Annotated in this window: 18 protein-coding genes; 11 read left to right on the top strand and 7 right to left on the bottom strand. The window is 68.9% G+C overall.

Going from position 1 to position 18,407, the window contains the following annotated elements:
• Positions 1-42 precede the first annotated feature (42 nt).
• From pncB to ACFDTC_RS00950, 4 genes are all read left to right on the top strand, one after another.
• Entirely contained in the window at positions 43-1,335 is a 1,293-nt protein-coding gene (gene pncB, locus ACFDTC_RS00935) for a nicotinate phosphoribosyltransferase (protein WP_375256985.1), read from the top strand.
• A 95-nt stretch (positions 1,336-1,430) separates the two neighbouring features.
• The gene (gene hisC, locus ACFDTC_RS00940; protein WP_375256986.1) at positions 1,431-2,516 is read left to right on the top strand and encodes a histidinol-phosphate transaminase; all 1,086 of its coding nucleotides are present in this window, start codon (positions 1,431-1,433) and stop codon (positions 2,514-2,516) included.
• A complete protein-coding gene (locus tag ACFDTC_RS00945; protein WP_375256987.1) occupies positions 2,513-3,427 on the top strand; it encodes a prephenate/arogenate dehydrogenase family protein in 915 nt (304 codons plus the stop codon). The genes hisC and ACFDTC_RS00945 overlap by 4 nt, the downstream gene beginning before the upstream one ends.
• Entirely contained in the window at positions 3,424-4,023 is a 600-nt protein-coding gene (locus ACFDTC_RS00950) for an extensin family protein (protein WP_375256988.1), read from the top strand. The genes ACFDTC_RS00945 and ACFDTC_RS00950 overlap by 4 nt, the downstream gene beginning before the upstream one ends.
• A 316-nt stretch (positions 4,024-4,339) precedes the next feature.
• Here the strand turns inward: ACFDTC_RS00950 and ACFDTC_RS00955 are convergent, their stop codons facing one another.
• Positions 4,340-4,906 carry a TlpA disulfide reductase family protein gene (locus ACFDTC_RS00955; RefSeq protein ID WP_375256989.1) on the bottom strand — a complete coding sequence of 189 codons (567 nt, stop codon included), beginning with the start codon at positions 4,904-4,906 and terminating at the stop codon, positions 4,340-4,342.
• 22 nt (positions 4,907-4,928) lie between these two features.
• Here ACFDTC_RS00955 and argH point away from each other — a divergent pair, with 22 nt between their 5' ends.
• The 5 genes from argH (at position 4,929) to ACFDTC_RS00980 (ending at position 10,816) form a co-directional block, all read left to right on the top strand.
• Positions 4,929-6,320, top strand: a complete 1,392-nt coding sequence (gene argH / locus ACFDTC_RS00960) for an argininosuccinate lyase (RefSeq protein WP_375256990.1) — start codon at positions 4,929-4,931, stop codon at positions 6,318-6,320.
• Positions 6,317-6,487, top strand: a complete 171-nt coding sequence (locus ACFDTC_RS00965; RefSeq protein ID WP_375256991.1) for a hypothetical protein — start codon at positions 6,317-6,319, stop codon at positions 6,485-6,487. Before argH ends, ACFDTC_RS00965 begins: the two co-directional genes overlap by 4 nt.
• Positions 6,484-6,795, top strand: a complete 312-nt coding sequence (locus ACFDTC_RS00970; RefSeq protein ID WP_375256992.1) for a DUF2834 domain-containing protein — start codon at positions 6,484-6,486, stop codon at positions 6,793-6,795. The genes ACFDTC_RS00965 and ACFDTC_RS00970 overlap by 4 nt, the downstream gene beginning before the upstream one ends.
• Before the next feature lie 76 nt (positions 6,796-6,871).
• Positions 6,872-8,137, top strand: coding sequence for a diaminopimelate decarboxylase (gene lysA / locus ACFDTC_RS00975; protein ID WP_375256993.1), 1,266 nt, complete (start codon positions 6,872-6,874; stop codon positions 8,135-8,137).
• A gap of 63 nt (positions 8,138-8,200) precedes the next feature.
• Positions 8,201-10,816, top strand: a complete 2,616-nt coding sequence (locus ACFDTC_RS00980; RefSeq protein ID WP_375256994.1) for a DUF4175 domain-containing protein — start codon at positions 8,201-8,203, stop codon at positions 10,814-10,816.
• Positions 10,817-10,980: 164 nt separating this feature from the next.
• On the opposite strand, the gene arfB is transcribed toward ACFDTC_RS00980, so the two are convergent.
• From arfB to ACFDTC_RS01010, 6 genes are all read right to left on the bottom strand, one after another.
• Positions 10,981-11,403 (bottom strand): alternative ribosome rescue aminoacyl-tRNA hydrolase ArfB, encoded by a 423-nt coding sequence (gene arfB / locus ACFDTC_RS00985; protein ID WP_375256995.1) that lies wholly within the window; start codon positions 11,401-11,403, stop codon positions 10,981-10,983.
• Between the two features lie 302 nt (positions 11,404-11,705).
• Positions 11,706-12,344, bottom strand: coding sequence for a queuosine precursor transporter (locus ACFDTC_RS00990; RefSeq protein ID WP_375256996.1), 639 nt, complete (start codon positions 12,342-12,344; stop codon positions 11,706-11,708).
• Between the two features lie 63 nt (positions 12,345-12,407).
• Positions 12,408-13,340: an esterase-like activity of phytase family protein gene (locus ACFDTC_RS00995; RefSeq protein WP_375256997.1), complete on the bottom strand. Its 933-nt coding sequence runs from the start codon at positions 13,338-13,340 to the stop codon at positions 12,408-12,410.
• A gap of 12 nt (positions 13,341-13,352) precedes the next feature.
• Complete coding sequence (gene mepA / locus ACFDTC_RS01000; RefSeq protein ID WP_375256998.1) at positions 13,353-14,255, bottom strand: penicillin-insensitive murein endopeptidase; 903 nt, start codon at positions 14,253-14,255, stop codon at positions 13,353-13,355.
• Positions 14,252-15,646 carry an MFS transporter gene (locus ACFDTC_RS01005; protein WP_375256999.1) on the bottom strand — a complete coding sequence of 465 codons (1,395 nt, stop codon included), beginning with the start codon at positions 15,644-15,646 and terminating at the stop codon, positions 14,252-14,254. Before ACFDTC_RS01005 ends, mepA begins: the two co-directional genes overlap by 4 nt.
• 81 nt (positions 15,647-15,727) lie before the next feature.
• The gene (locus tag ACFDTC_RS01010; RefSeq protein WP_375257000.1) at positions 15,728-16,297 is read right to left on the bottom strand and encodes an acyl-CoA thioesterase; all 570 of its coding nucleotides are present in this window, start codon (positions 16,295-16,297) and stop codon (positions 15,728-15,730) included.
• A gap of 134 nt (positions 16,298-16,431) precedes the next feature.
• Here ACFDTC_RS01010 and ACFDTC_RS01015 point away from each other — a divergent pair, with 134 nt between their 5' ends.
• Positions 16,432-16,725, top strand: a complete 294-nt coding sequence (locus ACFDTC_RS01015) for a YggT family protein (RefSeq protein WP_375257001.1) — start codon at positions 16,432-16,434, stop codon at positions 16,723-16,725.
• A 93-nt stretch (positions 16,726-16,818) separates the two neighbouring features.
• The coding region (locus ACFDTC_RS01020; RefSeq protein ID WP_375257002.1) for a RecQ family ATP-dependent DNA helicase at positions 16,819-18,407 on the top strand (1,589 nt) is incomplete at its 3' end.

An 18,407-nucleotide genomic window follows, 5' to 3' on the forward strand; every position in this document is an offset into this window, starting at 1 on the left:
CGCTTGGTCTAAGCGTCACGACGAACCCGCCCGGAGGGCCCCATGGTCGACATCGCGACCCGCGTCTGGAACCACAAGTGGAAGATCGACCCGATCGTCCGGTCGCTGATCGACACGGATTTCTACAAGTTGCTGATGTGCCAGTCGGTGTACCGCAACCGGCCCGACACGCATGTCACCTTCAGCCTGATCAACCGGTCCGACCACGTGCCGCTGGCGCGCCTGATCGACGAGGGAGAGCTGCGCGAGCAACTCGACCACATCCGGTCGCTGTCGCTGACGCGCGGCGAATCCACCTGGCTGCGCGGCAACACCTTCTATGGCCAGCGGCAGATGTTCCGCCCCGACTTCATGGAGTGGTTCGAGGGCCTGCGCCTGCCGCCCTACCATCTTGAACGGGTGGGCGATCAGTACGAGCTGACCTTCGAAGGCGCCTGGCCCGAGGTCATGCTGTGGGAGATCCCCGCGCTTGCCGTGCTTATGGAGTTGCGCGGTCGCGCGGTGCTGCACGACATGGGCCGGTTCGAGCTTCAGGTGCTCTACGCGCGCGCGATGACCAAGCTGTGGCAGAAGGTCGAACATCTGCGCACCGAGCCGGGCATCCGCATTGCCGATTTCGGCACGCGGCGGCGCCACAGCTTCCTGTGGCAGGACTGGTGCGTGCAGGCGATGCTGGAAGGTCTGGGCGAAAGCTTCGTCGGCACGTCGAACTGTTTGATTGCCAAGAACCGCGATCTCGAGGCGATCGGCACGAATGCGCACGAACTGCCCATGGTGCGTGCGGCGCTGGCGCAGGACGACGCGGCGCTGGCCCGGGCGCCTTACGACGTGCTCGCCGACTGGCACGAGGAGCATTCCGGCAACCTGCGCATCATCCTGCCCGACACCTACGGCACCGAGGGCTTCCTGCGCCACGCACCCGACTGGCTGGCCGGCTGGACCGGCATCCGCATCGACAGCGGCGACCCGGCCCAGGGCGCCGAGACCGCGATCCGCTGGTGGCGCGACCGCGGCGAGGATCCGCGCAAGAAGCTGGTGATCTTCTCGGACGGGCTGGACGAGGGGCGGATCGTCGATCTCTACCGCCGCTTCGCCGGGCGGGTGCGGGTGTCCTTCGGCTGGGGCACGCTGCTGACCAACGACTTCCGCGGGCTGGTCGAGAACGACCGCCTCGCCCCGTTCAGCCTGGTGTGCAAGGCGGTCTCCGCGAACGGGCGGCCGACTGTCAAGCTGTCGGACAATCCCAACAAGGCGATGGGTCCGGCGGACGAGATCGCGCGCTACAAGCGCGTCTTCGGCGTGGGCGCCCAGACGGCGATGGACGTCGAGGTCTGAGCCCGGAAAAAATCGACGCGTTGCCGCGCATTTGTCGTCTTTTCACAGCCTGCCCCGGCTAGTATGCACGGCCGGGTCGCAACGTGAGGTGCCGCATGTCCAGGATAGAACCCCAGCCGGGCATCATGCAGATCGCGCTCTACGAGGGCGGCAAGAGCCGAATCGAGGGCATGTCCAACGTCGTAAAGCTGAGCTCGAACGAGAACCCGTTCGGCCCCAGCCCCGCGGCGCAGGAGGCAGTCAAACGCACCCTACACGAGATGCACCGCTATCCGTCGACCGACCACGCCGAGCTGCGCGCCGCCATCGCCGATGTGCACGGGCTCGACGCCGACCGCATCATCTGCGGCGTCGGCAGCGACGAGGTGCTGGCCATGCTGTGCCACGCCTATGCCGGGCCGGAGACCGAGGTGATCCACACGGAACACGGCTTCGCGCTGTACCGGATCGGCGCTTTGGCCGCCGGCGCGAAGCCGATCGAGGTGCCCGAGCGCGAGCGCGTCACCGACGTCGACTCGATCCTCGCCGCCTGCACCGACGCGACGCGGCTGGTCTTCATCGCGAACCCGAACAACCCGACTGGCACCATGATCGGCATGGCCGAGATCGAGCGCCTGGCCGAGAACCTGCCCGAGCAGGCGCTGCTTGTGCTCGACGGCGCCTACGCCGAATACGTCGACAGCTACGACGGCGGCGCCCGTCTGGTCGAGGCGCGCGAGAACGTGGTGATGACGCGCACGTTCTCGAAGCTCTACGGCCTGGGCGGGATGCGCGTCGGCTGGGGCTACGGGCCCAAAGCGGTGATCGACGTGCTCAACCGCGTGCGCGGGCCGTTCAACCTGTCGCTGGCCGCGCTCGCGGCGGCCGAGGCCGCGATCCGCGATACCGCCTACGTGGAAAAATCTCGTGGCGAAAACGCCCGCCTGCGCACCTGGCTGTCCGGTGCGCTGGCCGAACACGGCGTGCCCTGCGACACGTCCATGGCGAACTTCGTGCTCGCCCGTTTCGCCGATGCCGACGAGGCCGGCGCCTGCGACGCCTACCTGCAGACGCAGGGCCTGATCGTGCGGCGGGTCACCGGCTACAAGCTGCCCAACGCGCTGCGCATCACCGTCGGCGACGAGCCGTCGTGCCGCCGCGTCGCGCACTGCATCGGGCAGTTCAAGGCAGGCGCCCGATGAGTTATCCGCGCGTCGCGCTGATCGGGCTGGGGCTGATCGCGTCGTCCATGTTCTGGGCGATGCGACGGGCCGGACTGGCGGGCGACGTCACCGGCTATGCCCGCTCGCCCGAGACGCGCGAGACCGCGCGCCGGATCGGCTTGTGCGACACGGTCTGCGACAGCGCGGCCGAGGCCGTGGCCGGCGCCGATCTCGTTGTCTTGGCCACCCCGGTGGGCGTGATGGGCCAGGTCGCGGCCGAGATCGCGCCTTACCTGAAGCCGGGCGCCACGGTGATCGACGTGGGTTCGGTCAAGAAGACGGTGATCGCCGAGGTCGCGCCGCACATCCCCGACGGCGTGCACTTCATTCCCTGCCACCCGATGGCCGGGACCGAGCATTCCGGCCCCGAGGCGGGCTTTTCCACGCTCTTCGACAACCGCTGGTGCCTGATCGTGCCGATCGAGGGCACCGACGAGACCGCCGCCGCCAGGCTCGAATCCTATTGGCAGGCGCTGGGCGCCAACACCGAGCGCATGGATGCCGAGCATCACGACATGGTCTGCGCGGTGGTCAGCCACATCCCGCACCTGATCGCCTACACGATGGTCGGCGTCGCGGACGACCTGCGCCGCGTCAGCGATCAGGAAGTGATCAAGTTCTCGGCCGCCGGTTTTCGCGACTTCACGCGCATCGCGGCCAGCGACCCGACCATGTGGCGCGACGTGTTCCTGACCAACAAGGACGCCACCATCGAGATGCTCGGCCGCTTCACCGAGGAGCTGTTCGCGCTGCAACGCGCGATCCGCACCGGTGACGGTGAGCAGCTTCACGCCTATTTCACCCGCACGCGCTCGATCCGGCGTGGCATTCTTCAGGCCGGTCAGGATACTGACAAACCTGATTTCGGACGGGCGAAGGTCGAACGATGAGATTTCCTGCACTCGCGGCCTGCGCCGTGCTTCTCGTGGCCTGCGGTGGCGATGACGACCGGTCCAGCGGTCGCGGCGGGTTGTGCGGCGATCCCCGTCTTCAGGGCGAAGTGGTGGGGCGCGTGCCGGGCGAACTGCCGGGCTGCGGTATCCCCGACGCGGTGCGGCTGACGGCCGTCTCAGGCGTGACGCTGAGCCAGGGCGCGCTGGTCGACTGCCCTACGGCCCGGAAGTTCGCGGATTGGGTCGATCGCGGCGCGAAACCGGCGGTCGGCGGGCGTGGCGGCGGCATCGAGCGGCTGCAGATCGCCGCCCATTATTCCTGCCGCCGGCGCAATCACCGGCCCGACGCGCCGGTCAGCGAGCACGGCAAGGGCAAGGCGATCGACATCTCGGGCATCACTCTTGAGAACGGCGAGACGATGACCGTGCTCGACGATTGGGGGCGCGGCGGGTTCGGCCGCGCGCTGAAGCGGATGCACGGCGCAGCCTGCGGCCCGTTCGGCACCGTGCTGGGCCCCGGAAGCGACGCGTTGCACCGCGACCACTTCCACTTCGACACAGCGCGGCACGGCAACGGACTCTACTGTCGCTGAGCCGACGTTAACCACGATTCGCGTCGCTTGGGGCGGGCGTGCTGCTAGCTGCACCCTTGAGGAAACAAAGCGTCGCGCGACGGCGCATTGAAAACCGCGCCGTGCCTTTCGTTAGGATTGTGGCGATTTTATTTGCCCGCCGCCGCGGTTTCGCCCAGATTGGCTTGGACAGCGGCGCTGCAGGTGCCGCACCGACCGGAATACTCTCTCACTCTCTGTGCACCCCAGGGTGCAACTCTCTCGGCGTCCGCGGACGCTCGTGAAACGGGGCGGCTTCTCACCGCCCCGTTTCTCATTTTAAGGATTTTTCCGCGTCTCAGCTGTTGCCGGGCAGACCGGTCAAGGCGCTAATCATCGCGCGGGCACTGTCCGAGTCCCATTCGGCATCGCCACGCAGCCGCGCGACCTCTTGCCCCTCGGGGTTCAGGATCACCGTGACCGGCAGCCCCAGCACGCCCATCTCGCGCGCCAGGGTCGAGCCTTCGTCGCGGTGCAGCGGCAGGTGCTGCACGCCGATCTCCTCGAAGAAGGCCTGCATCGCCTGCGGAGGATTGCGCGTAGTCGCGATGGTCACGACCTCGAAGTCATCGCCGCCGAACTCGTCCTGCAGCGCGTCGAGCATGGGCATCTCCTTGCGACACGGCGCGCACCAAGTGGCCCAGAAGTTCACCACCGTCCACTTGCCCTGCCAATCCGACAGGTTCAGAGGTTCGCCCTCGAACGTTGTGAAATCGGACGTGCCGGCGGGCTGCGGTTCCTCGTGGAAGACCAGCTTCTTCATGCTGCCCGACAGCGCGTCCTGCGCCGCCGCGATGTCGGCCGTGGCCGGGTTTGCAAGCATGATCGCCGCGGTATAGATCAGCGCGAGCCCTGTCCGTTTCATCGTCCCTCCGAAGGATCATTTCATGTCCAGCTCTTCCTCGAACCAGATGTGGGGCGGCCGCTTCGCCGATGCGCCGGACGCGATCATGGAGGCGATCAATGCCTCGATCGGGTTCGACAAGCGGCTGGCGGCACAGGACATCGCCGGGTCGAGGGCCCACGCCGCGATGCTGGCGGCGCAAGGCATCATCACAGATAGCGACGCGGGCGCGATCCGGGAAGGCTTGCTCACGGTGCTGTCAGAGATCGAGGGCGGCACGTTCGAGTTCTCGACCAAGCTGGAAGACATCCACATGAACGTGGAATCCCGCCTGAAGGAGGTCATCGGCGACCCGGCAGGCCGGTTGCACACGGGCCGGTCGCGCAACGACCAGGTGGCGACCGACTTCCGGCTGTGGGTGCGCGACCAGCTCGACATGGCCGACGCGTCGCTGACAGCGCTGATGCGGGCGCTGCTGGCGCAGGCCGAGGCGGGCGCGGATTGGGTCATGCCCGGCTTCACGCACCTGCAGACCGCGCAGCCGGTGACCTGGGGCCACCACATGCTGGCCTATGTCGAGATGTTCGGCCGCGACCGGGACCGCGTGCGCGACGCCCGCAGGCGGATGAACGAAAGCCCGCTGGGCGCCGCGGCATTGGCCGGCACCGGTTTCCCGATCGACCGGCACATGACGGCCAAGGCGCTGGGCTTCGACCGCCCGATGGCCAATTCGCTGGACGCCGTGTCGTCGCGCGACTTCGCGCTGGAATTCCTGTCGGTCGCGTCGATTAGCGCGATGCACCTGTCGCGCCTTGCCGAGGAGCTGGTGATCTGGTCGTCCGCGCAGTTTCGCTTCGTCGCGCTGTCCGACAAGTTCTCGACCGGATCCAGCATCATGCCGCAGAAGAAGAACCCCGACGCGGCCGAGCTGATCCGCGCCAAGATCGGGCGCATCTTCGGCGCGAACGTGGCGCTGATGATGGTGATGAAGGGCCTGCCGCTGGCCTATTCCAAGGACATGCAGGAGGACAAGGAACAGGTCTTCGACGCCGCCGACAACTGGCTGCTGGCGCTTGCCGCGATGGAGGGCATGGTCGGCGACATGAAGGCGAACGTCTCCGCGCTGGAATCCGCCGCAGCACACGGGTTTTCGACCGCGACCGACCTCGCCGATTGGCTGGTGCGCGAAACCGGGCTACCTTTCCGCGACGCGCACCACGTCACCGGTGCGCTGGTCGCCAAGGCCGAGGCCAAGGGCTGCGACCTGCCCGACCTGAGCCTGGAGGAGATGAAGGCCGTGCACGAGTCCATCGACGAGACCGTCTTCGACGTGCTGGGCGTTCACAATTCCGTCGCCTCGCGCACCAGCTTCGGCGGCACCGCCCCGGTTCGCGTGCGCGAACAGGTCGCCCGCTGGAAAGAGGCGCTGGCATGAAACCCCTTCTGATCCTGGCGCTTCTGGGGCTTGCCGCCTGCGGCGCCGATGGCGAGCCTGTGCGGCCCGAGGCGCGCTCCACCGTGACGCTGAGCAACAAGGGCATGGGCGTGTCCACCGCGGTGCGCGTCCGCAAGGGGCCGTTCACGCTGGGCGTCGGCCTATGACGCTGCGCCGGCTCTGGCTGGCGCTGGCGCTGTGGGGCGCCGTGCACCCGATGTACTGGTTCATCACCTACATGGCCGCCAACGGCTGGAGCCTGTCGGCCCTGATCGACGCCTGGTACGTCAATGCCAGCACGACCGGTCTGGTCTGGGACCTGACCATCGCAGCGATCACGCTGACCGTCTGGATCGTGGCCGAGACGGTGCGCCGCAAGAACTGGCGCGGGTTGCTGGCGATCCCGGCGATCTACTGCATCGGGGTCAGCTGCGGCTTGCCGCTCTACCTCTACCTTCGGGGCCGCGGCCGCTGAGCCGCGACCGCGTGGCGCTGGAAACCACGCCGCCGCTGCGGTAAGCGGGCGCAGCCCCTGCGACGCGGAGACCGTCTTGGACCATTTCCTTTACCGTGACGGCGTGCTGCACGCCGAGGACGTCCCCGTGCCCGAGATCGCCGCCTCGGTGGGCACGCCGTTCTACCTGTACTCGACCGCCACGCTGCTGCGCCATTTTCGTCTGTTTGACGAGGCGTTGGCCTGGGGGCCGCACCTGGTCTGCTACGCGATGAAGGCGGCGTCGAACCAGGCGATCCTGCGCACGCTGGCGGCCGAGGGCGCGGGCATGGACGTGGTCTCGGGCGGGGAATACGCGCGGGCGAAGGCGGCCGGCGTCCCGGGCGAGCGCATCGTCTTTTCGGGCGTCGGCAAGACCGGGGCCGAGATTCGCGCGGCGCTCGACGGAGGGCTGCGCCAGTTCAACGTCGAATCCGAGCCCGAGATGCAGGCGATTTCCGAGATCGCCGCGTCGATGGGCACCACCGTTCCGATCACGGTGCGCGTGAATCCGGATGTCGACGCGAAGACGCACGCCAAGATCGCCACCGGCAAGTCCGAGAACAAGTTCGGTATCCCGATCGCCCGCGCGCGCGAGGTCTATGCCCATGCCGCGCGCCTGCCCGGGCTGCAGGTCGTGGGCATCGACGTGCATATCGGCAGCCAGCTGACCGAGCTCGCACCGTTCGAGGCCGCCTATCGCAAGGTCGCCGACCTGACCGAGGCGCTGCGCGCCGACGGCCATGCGATCGACCGGCTGGACCTTGGCGGCGGCCTCGGCATCCCCTACGCGCGCAGCAACGAGGCGCCACCGTTGCCGTCGGATTACGGCGACCTGATCCGACGGACCGTCGGCCATCTGGGCTGCGAGGTCGAGATCGAGCCCGGCCGCCTGATCATCGGTAACGCGGGCATCCTCGTGTCGAAGGTGATCTACCTGAAGGAAGGCGAGGGGCGCGATTTCCTGATCCTCGACGGCGCGATGAACGACCTGATCCGCCCGGCGATGTACGATGCCTACCACGACATCGACCCTGTCATCGAACCCGCCCCAGCGGCCGAGACGCGGCCCTACGACGTGGTCGGCCCGGTCTGCGAATCCGGCGACACTTTCGCCAAGGCGCGCCAGATGCCCCCCGTGGTGGCGGGCGATCTGGTGGCCTTCCGCTCGGCCGGGGCATACGGCGCCGTGATGGCCAGCGAATACAACACGCGCCCGCTGGTGCCTGAGGTTCTGGTGCACGGCGATCAATTCTCGGTCATCCGGGCGCGACCGTCCTTTGACGAAATCATCTCACGCGATACCATCCCTCCATGGTTGTAGGGGTGCGCTCCTGCGCCGGATGAAAGGCGCGTGCCCCGGCACGACCCAGCCAGGAGCGATGTTTTGGCACAGCACGACACCGATCCCGCGACGATTCTCGGACAGATTCGCTGGCCTCTGCGGCTGACGCGGCTCGGCATGACGGCGGAACGTGGCGTGCGCGCCTTTTGGCCGCTGTGGTCCGTGATCATCGCCACGCTCGCCGTGCTGATGCTGGGCCTGCAGGATCTCGTATCGGTCGAATGGGTGTGGGGCGCCGGTCTGGTCGCCGCCGTTCTGGGCCTCTGCTCGCTGGTCTACGGCGTGCGGCGGTTCCGCCTGCCGCCGGAAGAGGCCGCGCTGGCCCGCCTCGACAATTCGCTGAAGGGCCATCCGATCCAGGCGGCGCTCGACCGGCAGGCGGTCGGGGCCACGGATACCGCGTCGCTGGCGGTCTGGCACGCGCACCAGCAGCGCATGCGCGACCGCCTCGCCGCCGCCCGCGCGGTCGAACCCGACTTGCGCGTGGCGTCGTCGGACCCGTTCGCGCTGCGCTACGTCGCGCTCGTGGCGCTGTCGGTGGCGATCCTGTTCGGCTCGCTCATGCGGGTTCAGTCGGTGACGACCATGGGCGCGGGCGGCCCGGACCTGGCGCAAGGCCCCGCGTGGGAAGGCTGGATAGAGCCGCCTTCGTACACCCAGCTGCCGTCGGTCTACCTCAACGACATCACCGCGCCGGGGCTGGACGTGCCCGAGGGCGCGCAGATCACGTTGCGCATGTACGGCGAGGTCGGCGCGCTGAGCGTATCCGAGACCGTGTCGGGAACCGGCGAGACCGGGGTCGATCCGACCGAGACCGCGCAGGATTTCGAGGTCGTGCAGTCGGGCGAACTGGCCATCGACGGGCAGGGCGGCCGGGTCTGGCAGGTGGCGATGATCCCCGACCAGGCGCCCGAAGTCGCACGCGACGGCGAGATCGAGACCACCTACGAAGGCGAAAGCCGCATCCCCTTCACCGCCACCGACGATCACGGCGTCGTGGCCGGCAACGCGCGGTTCACGCTGGCGCTGGACGAGGTCGACCGCCGCTACGGCCGCGAGATCGCGCCCGAATCGCGCCCCGCGCTCGAGGTGCCGCTGCCGATGCCTGTCGCCGGCGACCGGTCGGACTTTTCCGAACTGCTGATCGAGAATTACTCGCTTCATCCCTGGGCCAACCTGCCCGTACGGCTGGAACTGCAGGTCGAGGACGACCGCGGCCAGACGGCCCTGTCGCAGGTCGAGGTGCTGGACCTGCCCGGGCGCAACTTCTTCGACCCGGTCGCCTCGGCGCTGGTCGAGCAGCGCCAGGCGCTGCTGTGGAACCGGCAGAATGCGCGCGACGTGGCGCAGATCGTGCGCACGATCCTGCACCGCCCCGATTCGCTGTTCCGCGACGAGGCTCAGGCCGAAACGCTGCGCGGCATCCTCGCCAGCCTCGAAGAGGCCGTGCCCGAAGGGCTGACCGACCAGCAGCAGGCCGATCTGGCGCAGGCGCTGTGGGACCTCGCGCTCGATCTCGAAGAGGGCGACCTTGACGACGCGCGCGAACGCATGCAGCGCGCGCAGGAACGCCTGCAGGAGGCGATGCGCAACGGCGCCTCGGAGGACGAGATCGCCGAGCTGATGCAGGAACTGCGCGAGGCGACCGACGATTACCTGCGCCAGCTTGCGCGCGAACAGCAGCGCGAGCGCGAGCAGAACGGCGACATGGCCCAACAGGGCGACCCGCAGAACATGATGGAGATGTCGCAGAACGACCTGCAGCGCATGATGGATCGCATCCAAGAGCTGATGGAGCAGGGCCGCATGGCCGAAGCGCAGGAAGCGCTCGAGCAGCTTCAGCGGATGATGGAGAACATGCAGATCACCGAAGGCCAGGGCGGCCAAGGCCAAAGTCCGGGCGAGCAGGCGATGGAGGGCCTGTCCGAGACCCTGCGTGAACAGCAGGGTCTGTCCGACGAGGCGTTCCGCGATCTGCAGGAACAGTTCAATCCCGGCCAGCAGGGGCAACAGGGCCAGCAAAGCCAGCAGGGGCAGGGGCAACAGCAGGGGCAGGGCCAGCAGCCCGGCCAAGGGCAACAACCCGGCCAGCAGCCGGGGCAGGGCCAAGGTCAGGGGCAGGGGCAGGGGCAGGGGCAGGCCGAGAATGGCCAGTCGTTGGAAGAAAGCCTCGCCGATCGACAACGCGCGCTGCGCGACGAGCTGTCGCGCCAGCGGCGCAACCTGCCCGGACAGGGCACCGCGGAAGGTGACGAGGCGGCAGAGGCGCTCGGCCGCGCCGAAGGCGCAATGGACGACGCCGAACAAGCGCTGCGCGACGGCGACCTGCCGGGTGCGATCTCGGAACAATCCGAGGCGATGGAGGCGCTGCGCGAAGGGATGCGCAGCCTCGGCGAGGCGATGGCGCAACAGCAGCAGCAGGGCGGCCAGGGCGAGCAGGGCATGGCCGACGGCGGCAATCCCGGCGAGCGTCGCGACCCTCTGGGCCGCAACCCGGGCGCGAACGGCCAGACGGGCACCGACGAAGGCCTGCTGCAGGGCGAGGACGTCTACCGCCGCGCGCGCGAGTTGCTGGACGAGATCCGCCGCCGCACGGGCGATGCCGAACGCCCGACGGCCGAGTTGGAATATCTGGAGCGGCTGCTGGAGCGGTTCTGACGCCGTCGAAGGCGTCGATCGCGTTCGTTACGAACCGGAGCGCGCGAGCGCGCACAGATGCCGAGCCACCCGCCTCCGGCCGGTGGCTCGGGTTCCTCCGCCGCCATCGTCGGCAAGGGCGAGGAGCGGCAAGTGAAAGGCCGGCGTGGGCGGCGCGTCCCGCCTCAGCCGTCGGGGTCGACACGCCCGCGCATCGCCTTGACCTCGCCGCGAACCTTCTTGGCCTTGAGGCGGCGTTTCTTTGCCCCGAGCGTCGGCTTCGTCGGGATGCGCCTCTTGGGCTTCTCGGTCGCGTTCACGATCAATTCGGCCAGCCGGTCGCGCGCGATCTCGCGGTTGCGGGCCTGGCTGCGCGTCTCGTCCACTTGCAGGACCAGCGCGCCCTCCTTGGTCCAGCGCCGGCCGGCCAGCCGCCGCAGTCGCGCCTTGACCGGTCCGGGCAGGTTGGGCGAGCGGTCGGCCTCGAACCGCAGCTCGACGGCCGAGGAGACCTTGTTCACGTTCTGCCCGCCCGGCCCCGAGGACCGGATGAACTGTTCCGTGATCTCCCAGTCCTCGATGGCGATGGTCGGCGTGATCCTGAGCATGCGACGACCTTAGAGGATTGCGCGGCGCGGAAAAGGGGAGGCCGGGTGCTGCAACTGAAAAGGGCCGCCCTGAACGGACGGCCCTTCGAGAATTCGGAGGCGAGTGCCGGAACGGCCCATGCCAAATCGGTTCGTCTTGACCAGGGGGCTGCCCCTAGATCGCGATCCCCCGCTTTGTTCCGACACCTTTCTCCAATGCTTCTCTCGACACTGGATCACCTCCTTTCATTGTTGAAACACACCCCGAGGCTGCCACGGTCCGGCCCTTACTCAAAGCGTTTTCTTGCGTCGTTTGCCTAAAATCAGACGGGACGCACAGGTTGCAGGCGCGCGACGATCAGGCGGAAGGGGATCAGGGCCACCAGCGCGATCGCCAGCTTGACGCCCCAGTCGGCCACCGCCAGCGACACCCAGAGCGGCACCATCGGCCCGACGCCCAGAAGCGGCAGGACCTCTCCGGCCCAGGATACGTCGTTGGCGGGTTCGATCGCGGTCAGCGCGCCCGAGAAGGCAATGGTGAAGAACAGAGCCGTGTCCACGGACGAGCCGATCAGCGACGACGCCAGCGGCGCCGCCCACCAGCGGCGGTCGCGCAGCCGGTCGAAGATCGAGACGTCCAGCAGCTGCGCCGTCAGGAACGCGACGCCGGACCCGATAGCGACCCGCAGCGTCACGGCGGGGTAGGTATAGCCGTCGCCCTGCAGCATGATCTGCGTGCCGATCAACGAGCACAGGACACCGACCAGGAAGCCGGCGAAGACGACCTTGCGGGCGGCCCGCGGGCCGTAGAGACGGTTCATCAGGTCGGTGACCAGGAACGCAAGCGGATAGGTGAACGCCCCCCAGGTCAGCCACTGGCCGAACAGGAACTGGACGAGGATGTTCGAGGCCAGCACGATGGCGGCCATGGCAAGGATGCCGGGAAGATGTGCGCGTGTCATGAATGGACCCGTTTTTGCAAGGTTGCGGGGACTTGGCCCGGCCGCGTGCCGGACGTGCGCGCCTTAGCGCCTGGCCTCGCGCGGCGCAAGGGCGCCCGGCATCCGATACTCGACGAACTGGGTTTCCTGCAGCCTGAACTCGTTGTCGTCCGAGATCATGGTCAGCGTGATCGCGCCCGTTCCGTCGCGCCAGACCGCCAGCCCCTCGAGATTGTCGTGCCGGCGTAGCGGCGAGGTCAGCAGCACGGTCTCGTCCTCCAGCCCGTCGGCGCCGACGACGAAGCGGCGCACGCGGCTGCGAAAGCCGATGCCCATGAACGCGCGTTCGAGCACATACAGGCGCCCGTCCGGGCCGATCTCTGCGCCGACCGGCAGGAAGAAGATTCCGCGCCGTGGCAGCGTCAGGCGGTCGTCCCAGCCCTGCGCGGTGCGGCGCCAGACGGTGAAATCGCCCATCCAGCGCACCGATTGCTCGGCGATGGTGTAGAGCGTGCCGTCCGCGTCAACGGTCAGCGCCTCGAGCCCGCGGTTCGCGGCGAACCTGACGAAGGCGGCGGGCGCGTCGACCGTCCGGGCGGCAATCTCTCTGGGCGGGTAGGCCCAGATGCGGTGGTTGCCCTCGAACGACACGAACACGGTGCCGTCGCGGCCACGCGCGATCCCCTCGGCATCGACCTGCTGCACCTTGGTGATCCGGCCATCGGTGTCCCGCAGCCGGCGGGCGGAGGCGTCGCGGATCTCGGTGATGCGGCCGTCCTCGCGGTGCAGGATGCCCTCGACCCGGTAGCCGCGATCCGTCACGGCCAGGAACTGCGTCCCGTCGGCCGACAGCGTCAGCCCCGAGAATCCGCCCAGGCCGTGGTCCTCGCGCGGCCAGACCGCGGTCTGCAGATGCTCGGCCTGCGGCCGGTCCTGCGCCAGGGCGGCGAGGCCGAGGCCTGCGGCCGCCAGCAGCAGGACAAGCGCCGGTCGCAGGCGCGCGGGGAAGAACGGCATGGCTCCGGTGACTCAGTCGGCGGCGAGAACCGCGGCGCACTGGCGCGGCAGGTCGGCCATCGTCAGTTCGCGCTTGGGCGCGGGCGGCGGCGCGTCCGGATCGGCTGGCGGCGGGTTGAGGATGTTGTTCACCCAGGCCTGCGCATCGGCGCAGCCGTCGCCCGGCGGGGGCGGTGCCTGGTCGACGCAGCCCTCGGCGCCGCGCGGGCAGTTCAGGCGCACGTGGAAATGGTAGTGGTGGCCGTACCAGGGCCGGATCTTGGCCAGCCAGTCGCGGTTGCCGGTCTCCTCGGCGCACATGCGGACCTTGGCGGCGGGGAAGACGAAGATGCGCGCGACGCGCGGGTCGCTGGCGGCGGCCTTCATGATCTCGTGGTGCTGGCGGGTCCAGTTGTCGTTGGTGTAGGCGCCGTTGGCCCGCTGCAGCGAAATCGACGAGATGCTCTCGCGCTCGGCGCGCGACAGCGACAGGTCGGTCGCGGGCAGCATCCAGATGTCGGCGTCCAGACCGACTTGGTGGCTCGCGTGGCCGGTCAGCATCGGGCCGCCGCGCGGCTGGCTGAGGTCACCGACATACAGCCCGTTCCAGCCCGGCTGGCGCGCCGCGGCGCGGGACAGGTCGCCGAGGTAGTCGATCAGCTCGGGATGGCCCCAGTTGCGGTTGCGCGACAGGCGCATCGCCTGCCATGTCGGGCCGGTCTCGGGCAGCTGCTCGGCCCCGGCCAGGCAGCCCTTGGAGTAGCTTCCCAGCGGCTCGGCGCGCTGGCCGGATGCGGCGGGCACGGTGCCGAACAGCTGCTTGGCCTCGCGCGTGGACAGCACCGGGTCGAGCGGGGCCGAAACCTCGGGGACGCGGGGGGCGGACCCGCACGCGGCAAGCGCCAGCGACAGGCAGAGAAGGGCGGGGCGGATCATCGAATGCGGTCTCCAGCAGGGTCGGTCCACCGTAGCAGAAACAACCCGAGCGCGAAAAGCGCGATCACGGGCACAAAGCCCAACTGGTTGCTCTGCGTCCAGGCCGTCGCCACCGTGATCAGCGCCGGCGCCAGGAAGGCCGTGGCGCGCCCGGTCAGCGCAAACAGGCCGAAACCCTCGGCGGGCTTGCAGGGGTCGATGTGGCGCACCATCAGCGACCGCGAGGACGAATACAGCGCGCCGCCCGTGCCCCCGATGATCGCGCCGCAGATGTAGAAGACGATGTCCGGCACCGACGATCCGGCCGCGAGCGGCAGGCCCAGCAGCGACTCGCGGCTCATGCCGACGATCACGACGCAGACGGCGATCAGCAGCCAGACGCATGTCAGGATCACCGGCTTCGGGCCGAAGCGTTGGTCGGCCATGCCGCCCACCCAGGACAGGATGGCCGCCGCGATCGCCGCGATGATGCCGAAGACGCCGATCTGGACGATCTCCCAGTCCAGCACGAGCGCCGCGTAGACGCCACCGTAGGAATAGAGCGCGGTCAGCGCGTCGCGGTAGAACATCGAGCCCAGCAGGAAACTGCTGAAGCTGGGTCGCCGCGCCGCACCCCGGATCGTGGTCCCGAGTTCCGCGAACACCATGCGCAGCGTCGGGCGAGCCATGCGCGGCACCGCCGGGTCGCGGCACCACAGCACGTAGGGCACCATGAACAGCGCGAACCACAGCGCGATGAACGGACCCACGGCACGGGTTCCCTCGCGCGCGGCGGGGTCCAGCCCGAAGGCCGGCGGCAGGCCGATCAGCGTTGTGCCGCCCTCGTTCTCGGCGAAGAACAGCAGCATGACGAACAGCGACGCGACCCCGCCCCAGTAGCCGAACGCCACCGCCCCGCCCGAGATGCGCCCGACCTGCGCCGGCGTGCCGAGCGAGGGCAGCATCGCGTTATTGAGGTTGAAGGCCGCCTCGGACGCGGTGAAGCCGACCCAGAAGGCGACCAGCGCCAGGATCAGCCCGGTGCCGTCCGGCTGCAGCCCCCACAGCAGCGCCGCGCAGATCACCGTGATGCCCGAGAAGGCGTAGATCCACGGCAGCTTGCGCCCCGAAGCGTCGGCCCAGGCACCCAGCACCGGCGCCGACAGCGCGATCACCAGCCCGGACACCGTCTGCGCCGAGGACCACAGGCTTTGCGCCTGTGCCCGCGCGTTGCCGTCGGGAACACCCTGTGCGGCGAAATACTCGGCCGCGACCGAGGCGAAGTAGGGCGCGAAGATGAAGGTCAGACCCAGCGTGGCATAGGGCTGCTGGGCCCAGTCGAACATCATCCAGCCCCAGATGCGCCGGCGGCCGGTGTCCTTCGGGATTGCCTGTCGCGTCGTGTCCGCCATGCCTGCCCCCCGTGATGCCCGTCCCGGCCCTCGGCGGATCAAACAGCGGGGCCGGCGGGCTTGGCAAGGGCAATCGCGGGCCTACTGCGCGGCGAGGCCCGTGCGCGTGTCGGCTACTTCCTGCATCGGCGGCCAAGGGCGCTGATCCTCGGCCGCCAGCCAGGCCTCGACCCACCCGGGCAGCGGCGGCGAGGCCGCGTCGATGCCAAGCGCGGCGCAGACACGTTCCGGCGCGACGATGCCTTTCGCGTCGGTCACCGCGCTGCGGAAGACCGCATGGCCGGTACATTCGCCGTCGGGCCGGAACATCGCCTGCTCGATATACATGAACCGGCGGTCCCACGCGATCAGACGCGAGCGCATGACCACCCGGTCGAAGGCGCGCACCCGGCGGCGGTAGCGCACCGCCGTGCCGGCGATGGCCAGCCCCCAGCGTTCGCGCTTCATCACGGCGACCAGCCCCGTGCGGATCGCAAGCGGGATGCGGCCGAGGTCGAAGATCGTCAGCGTGCGTCCGTTGTTGAGCTCCGCCCACATGTCCAGGTCCCATGGCCAGCAGATGTGATGCGACACATGAGTGCCCAGCACGTCCAGCGGGCCGGCGCGGCGGGCCAGAAGACCGTCCTTGAAAAGGCGCACGAAGGGATACATCGGCAAGGCTCCGGTTTGGTTTGCCGCGTCGGTGACCCGCTGTACACCGCGCGTCAACCAGAACATGGCGTCAGGCTTGCCCTCGCACGCCCGCGGCCTTACCTGTGGACGCAACCGAAAATGCCGAGGCGCCCATGCAATCCCTGTTCCAGATCCTGATGCTGATCCTCGACGTCGTGTGGTTCATCATCATCGCGCACGTCATCATGAGCTGGCTGATCAACTTCCAGGTTCTCAACCTGCGCCAGCCGCTCGTCGCGCAGATCTGGGACGGCCTGAGCCGCCTGCTCGAACCGCTCTACGCCCCGATCCGGCGCGTGCTGCCGCAGATGGGCGGGCTCGACCTTGCGCCGCTGGTGGCGCTGATCGCGGTGTACGCGCTGCGCATCATCCTGGCGAACAATGCGGGCGCCTTCTACGGCTACTGACCTGCGGCCATGAGGACGGGTGGTCAGGCTTGATCACCCCAGCCCTTGTATGAGACAAGGGCTGCATTGTCAGATATGGTAGAAGCAGGCCCCATGCCCCGCGATGTCGCGCCCGCCGAGGCGATGCTGAAAGACGTTTTCGGCTTCGATGCGTTCCGCCCCGGCCAGGGCGAGATCGTCGAGGCCGTGGCCGAGGGGCGCAACGTGCTGGCGATCATGCCCACAGGCGGGGGCAAGTCGCTGTGCTTCCAGCTTCCGGCGCTGATGCGCCCCGGCGTGACGGTGGTGATTTCGCCGCTCATCGCGCTGATGCGCGACCAGGTCCGCGGGTTGCGCGAGGCCGGCGTCGCCGCCGGTGCGCTGACCTCGGGCAATACCGAGGAAGAGACCGACGCCGTGTTCCGCGCGCTGCACGACGGCTCGCTCAAGCTGCTCTACCTCGCGCCGGAACGGCTGGCCTCGGGCGGGGCGCAGCGGATGCTGGCACAGGCGGGCGTGTCTCTGATCGCCGTGGACGAGGCGCATTGCGTCAGCCAGTGGGGCCACGATTTCCGGCCCGATTACCTGCGCATCGGCGAATTGCGCCGCGCGCTGGGCGTGCCGCTTGCGGCCTTCACCGCGACCGCCGACGCCGAGACGCAGGAGGAAATCGTCACCCGCCTGTTCGGGGGCGAGCGGCCGCAGACCTTCCTGCGCGGTTTCGACCGACCGAACATCCACCTGGCGTTCCAGCCCAAGGACAGCCCGCGCAAGCAGATCATGGCCTTCGCCGAGGCGCGCCGCGGCCAGGCGGGCATCGTCTATTGCGGCACCCGCGCCAAGACCGAGGGCCTTGCGCGGGCGCTGCGCGAGGATGGGCATGCGGTCGCGCATTACCACGGCGGGATGGAAGCCGACGATCGCCGCGCGGTCGAGGAACGCTTCGCCACCGAGGACGGGCTGATCGTCTGCGCCACGATCGCCTTCGGGATGGGCGTGGACAAGCCCGACATCCGCTGGGTCGCCCACGCCGACCTGCCGAAATCGATCGAGTCCTATTACCAGGAGATCGGCCGCGCCGGGCGCGACGGCGCCCCGGCCGAGACGCTGACGCTGTACGGCCCCGAGGATATCCGCCTGCGCCGGTCCCAGATCGACGAAGGACTGGCCCCGCCCGAACGGCGCGCGGCCGATCACGGCCGGCTCAACGCGCTGCTGGGCCTAGCCGAGGCGCTGTCCTGCCGGCGCCAAGCCCTGCTGGCCTATTTCGGCGAGACGGCCGCGCCCTGCGGCCATTGCGACCTCTGCGACACCCCGCCCGAGATCTTCGACGGGACCGAGGCGGTGCGCATGGCTCTGTCGGCCGCGCTGCGCACCGGCGAAAGCTTCGGCGCGAACCACCTGATCGATATCCTGCTGGGCAACGAGACCGACAAGGTCACGCAGCGCCGCCACGACAAGCTGCCGACCTTCGGCGTGGGCAAGGCGCTGAAGCGCGGCCAGTGGCAGGCGGTGTTCCGGCAGATGATGGGGCGCGACCTGATCCGCCCCGATGGCGAGCGCCACGGCGCGCTGGTGATGACCGAGGCGGCGCGCCCGATCCTGCGCGGCGAGCAGACGATCGACCTGCGCAAGGACGTGATCGACCGCGCCAGCGAGCGCAGGCCCGCGGTCCGCGCGATGGTCTCGGACGAGGACGCGCC

This window comes from Citreimonas sp. (assembly GCF_042096055.1).
Classification (GTDB): Bacteria; Pseudomonadota; Alphaproteobacteria; order Rhodobacterales; family Rhodobacteraceae; genus Citreimonas.

What these genes read in the sequence shown, in the direction of transcription:
- pncB (WP_375256985.1), top strand. Translation starts at nt 43, where the DNA reads ATGGTCGACATCGCGACCCGCGTCTGGAACCACAAGTGGAAGATCGAC.
- hisC (WP_375256986.1), top strand. Translation starts at nt 1,431, where the DNA reads ATGTCCAGGATAGAACCCCAGCCGGGCATCATGCAGATCGCGCTCTAC.
- ACFDTC_RS00945 (WP_375256987.1), top strand. Translation starts at nt 2,513, where the DNA reads ATGAGTTATCCGCGCGTCGCGCTGATCGGGCTGGGGCTGATCGCGTCG.
- ACFDTC_RS00950 (WP_375256988.1), top strand. Translation starts at nt 3,424, where the DNA reads ATGAGATTTCCTGCACTCGCGGCCTGCGCCGTGCTTCTCGTGGCCTGC.
- ACFDTC_RS00955 (WP_375256989.1), bottom strand. Translation starts at nt 4,906, where the DNA reads ATGAAACGGACAGGGCTCGCGCTGATCTATACCGCGGCGATCATGCTT.
- argH (WP_375256990.1), top strand. Translation starts at nt 4,929, where the DNA reads ATGTCCAGCTCTTCCTCGAACCAGATGTGGGGCGGCCGCTTCGCCGAT.
- ACFDTC_RS00965 (WP_375256991.1), top strand. Translation starts at nt 6,317, where the DNA reads ATGAAACCCCTTCTGATCCTGGCGCTTCTGGGGCTTGCCGCCTGCGGC.
- ACFDTC_RS00970 (WP_375256992.1), top strand. Translation starts at nt 6,484, where the DNA reads ATGACGCTGCGCCGGCTCTGGCTGGCGCTGGCGCTGTGGGGCGCCGTG.
- arfB (WP_375256995.1), bottom strand. Translation starts at nt 11,403, where the DNA reads ATGCTCAGGATCACGCCGACCATCGCCATCGAGGACTGGGAGATCACG.
- ACFDTC_RS00990 (WP_375256996.1), bottom strand. Translation starts at nt 12,344, where the DNA reads ATGACACGCGCACATCTTCCCGGCATCCTTGCCATGGCCGCCATCGTG.
- ACFDTC_RS00995 (WP_375256997.1), bottom strand. Translation starts at nt 13,340, where the DNA reads ATGCCGTTCTTCCCCGCGCGCCTGCGACCGGCGCTTGTCCTGCTGCTG.
- mepA (WP_375256998.1), bottom strand. Translation starts at nt 14,255, where the DNA reads ATGATCCGCCCCGCCCTTCTCTGCCTGTCGCTGGCGCTTGCCGCGTGC.
- ACFDTC_RS01005 (WP_375256999.1), bottom strand. Translation starts at nt 15,646, where the DNA reads ATGGCGGACACGACGCGACAGGCAATCCCGAAGGACACCGGCCGCCGG.
- ACFDTC_RS01010 (WP_375257000.1), bottom strand. Translation starts at nt 16,297, where the DNA reads ATGTATCCCTTCGTGCGCCTTTTCAAGGACGGTCTTCTGGCCCGCCGC.
- ACFDTC_RS01015 (WP_375257001.1), top strand. Translation starts at nt 16,432, where the DNA reads ATGCAATCCCTGTTCCAGATCCTGATGCTGATCCTCGACGTCGTGTGG.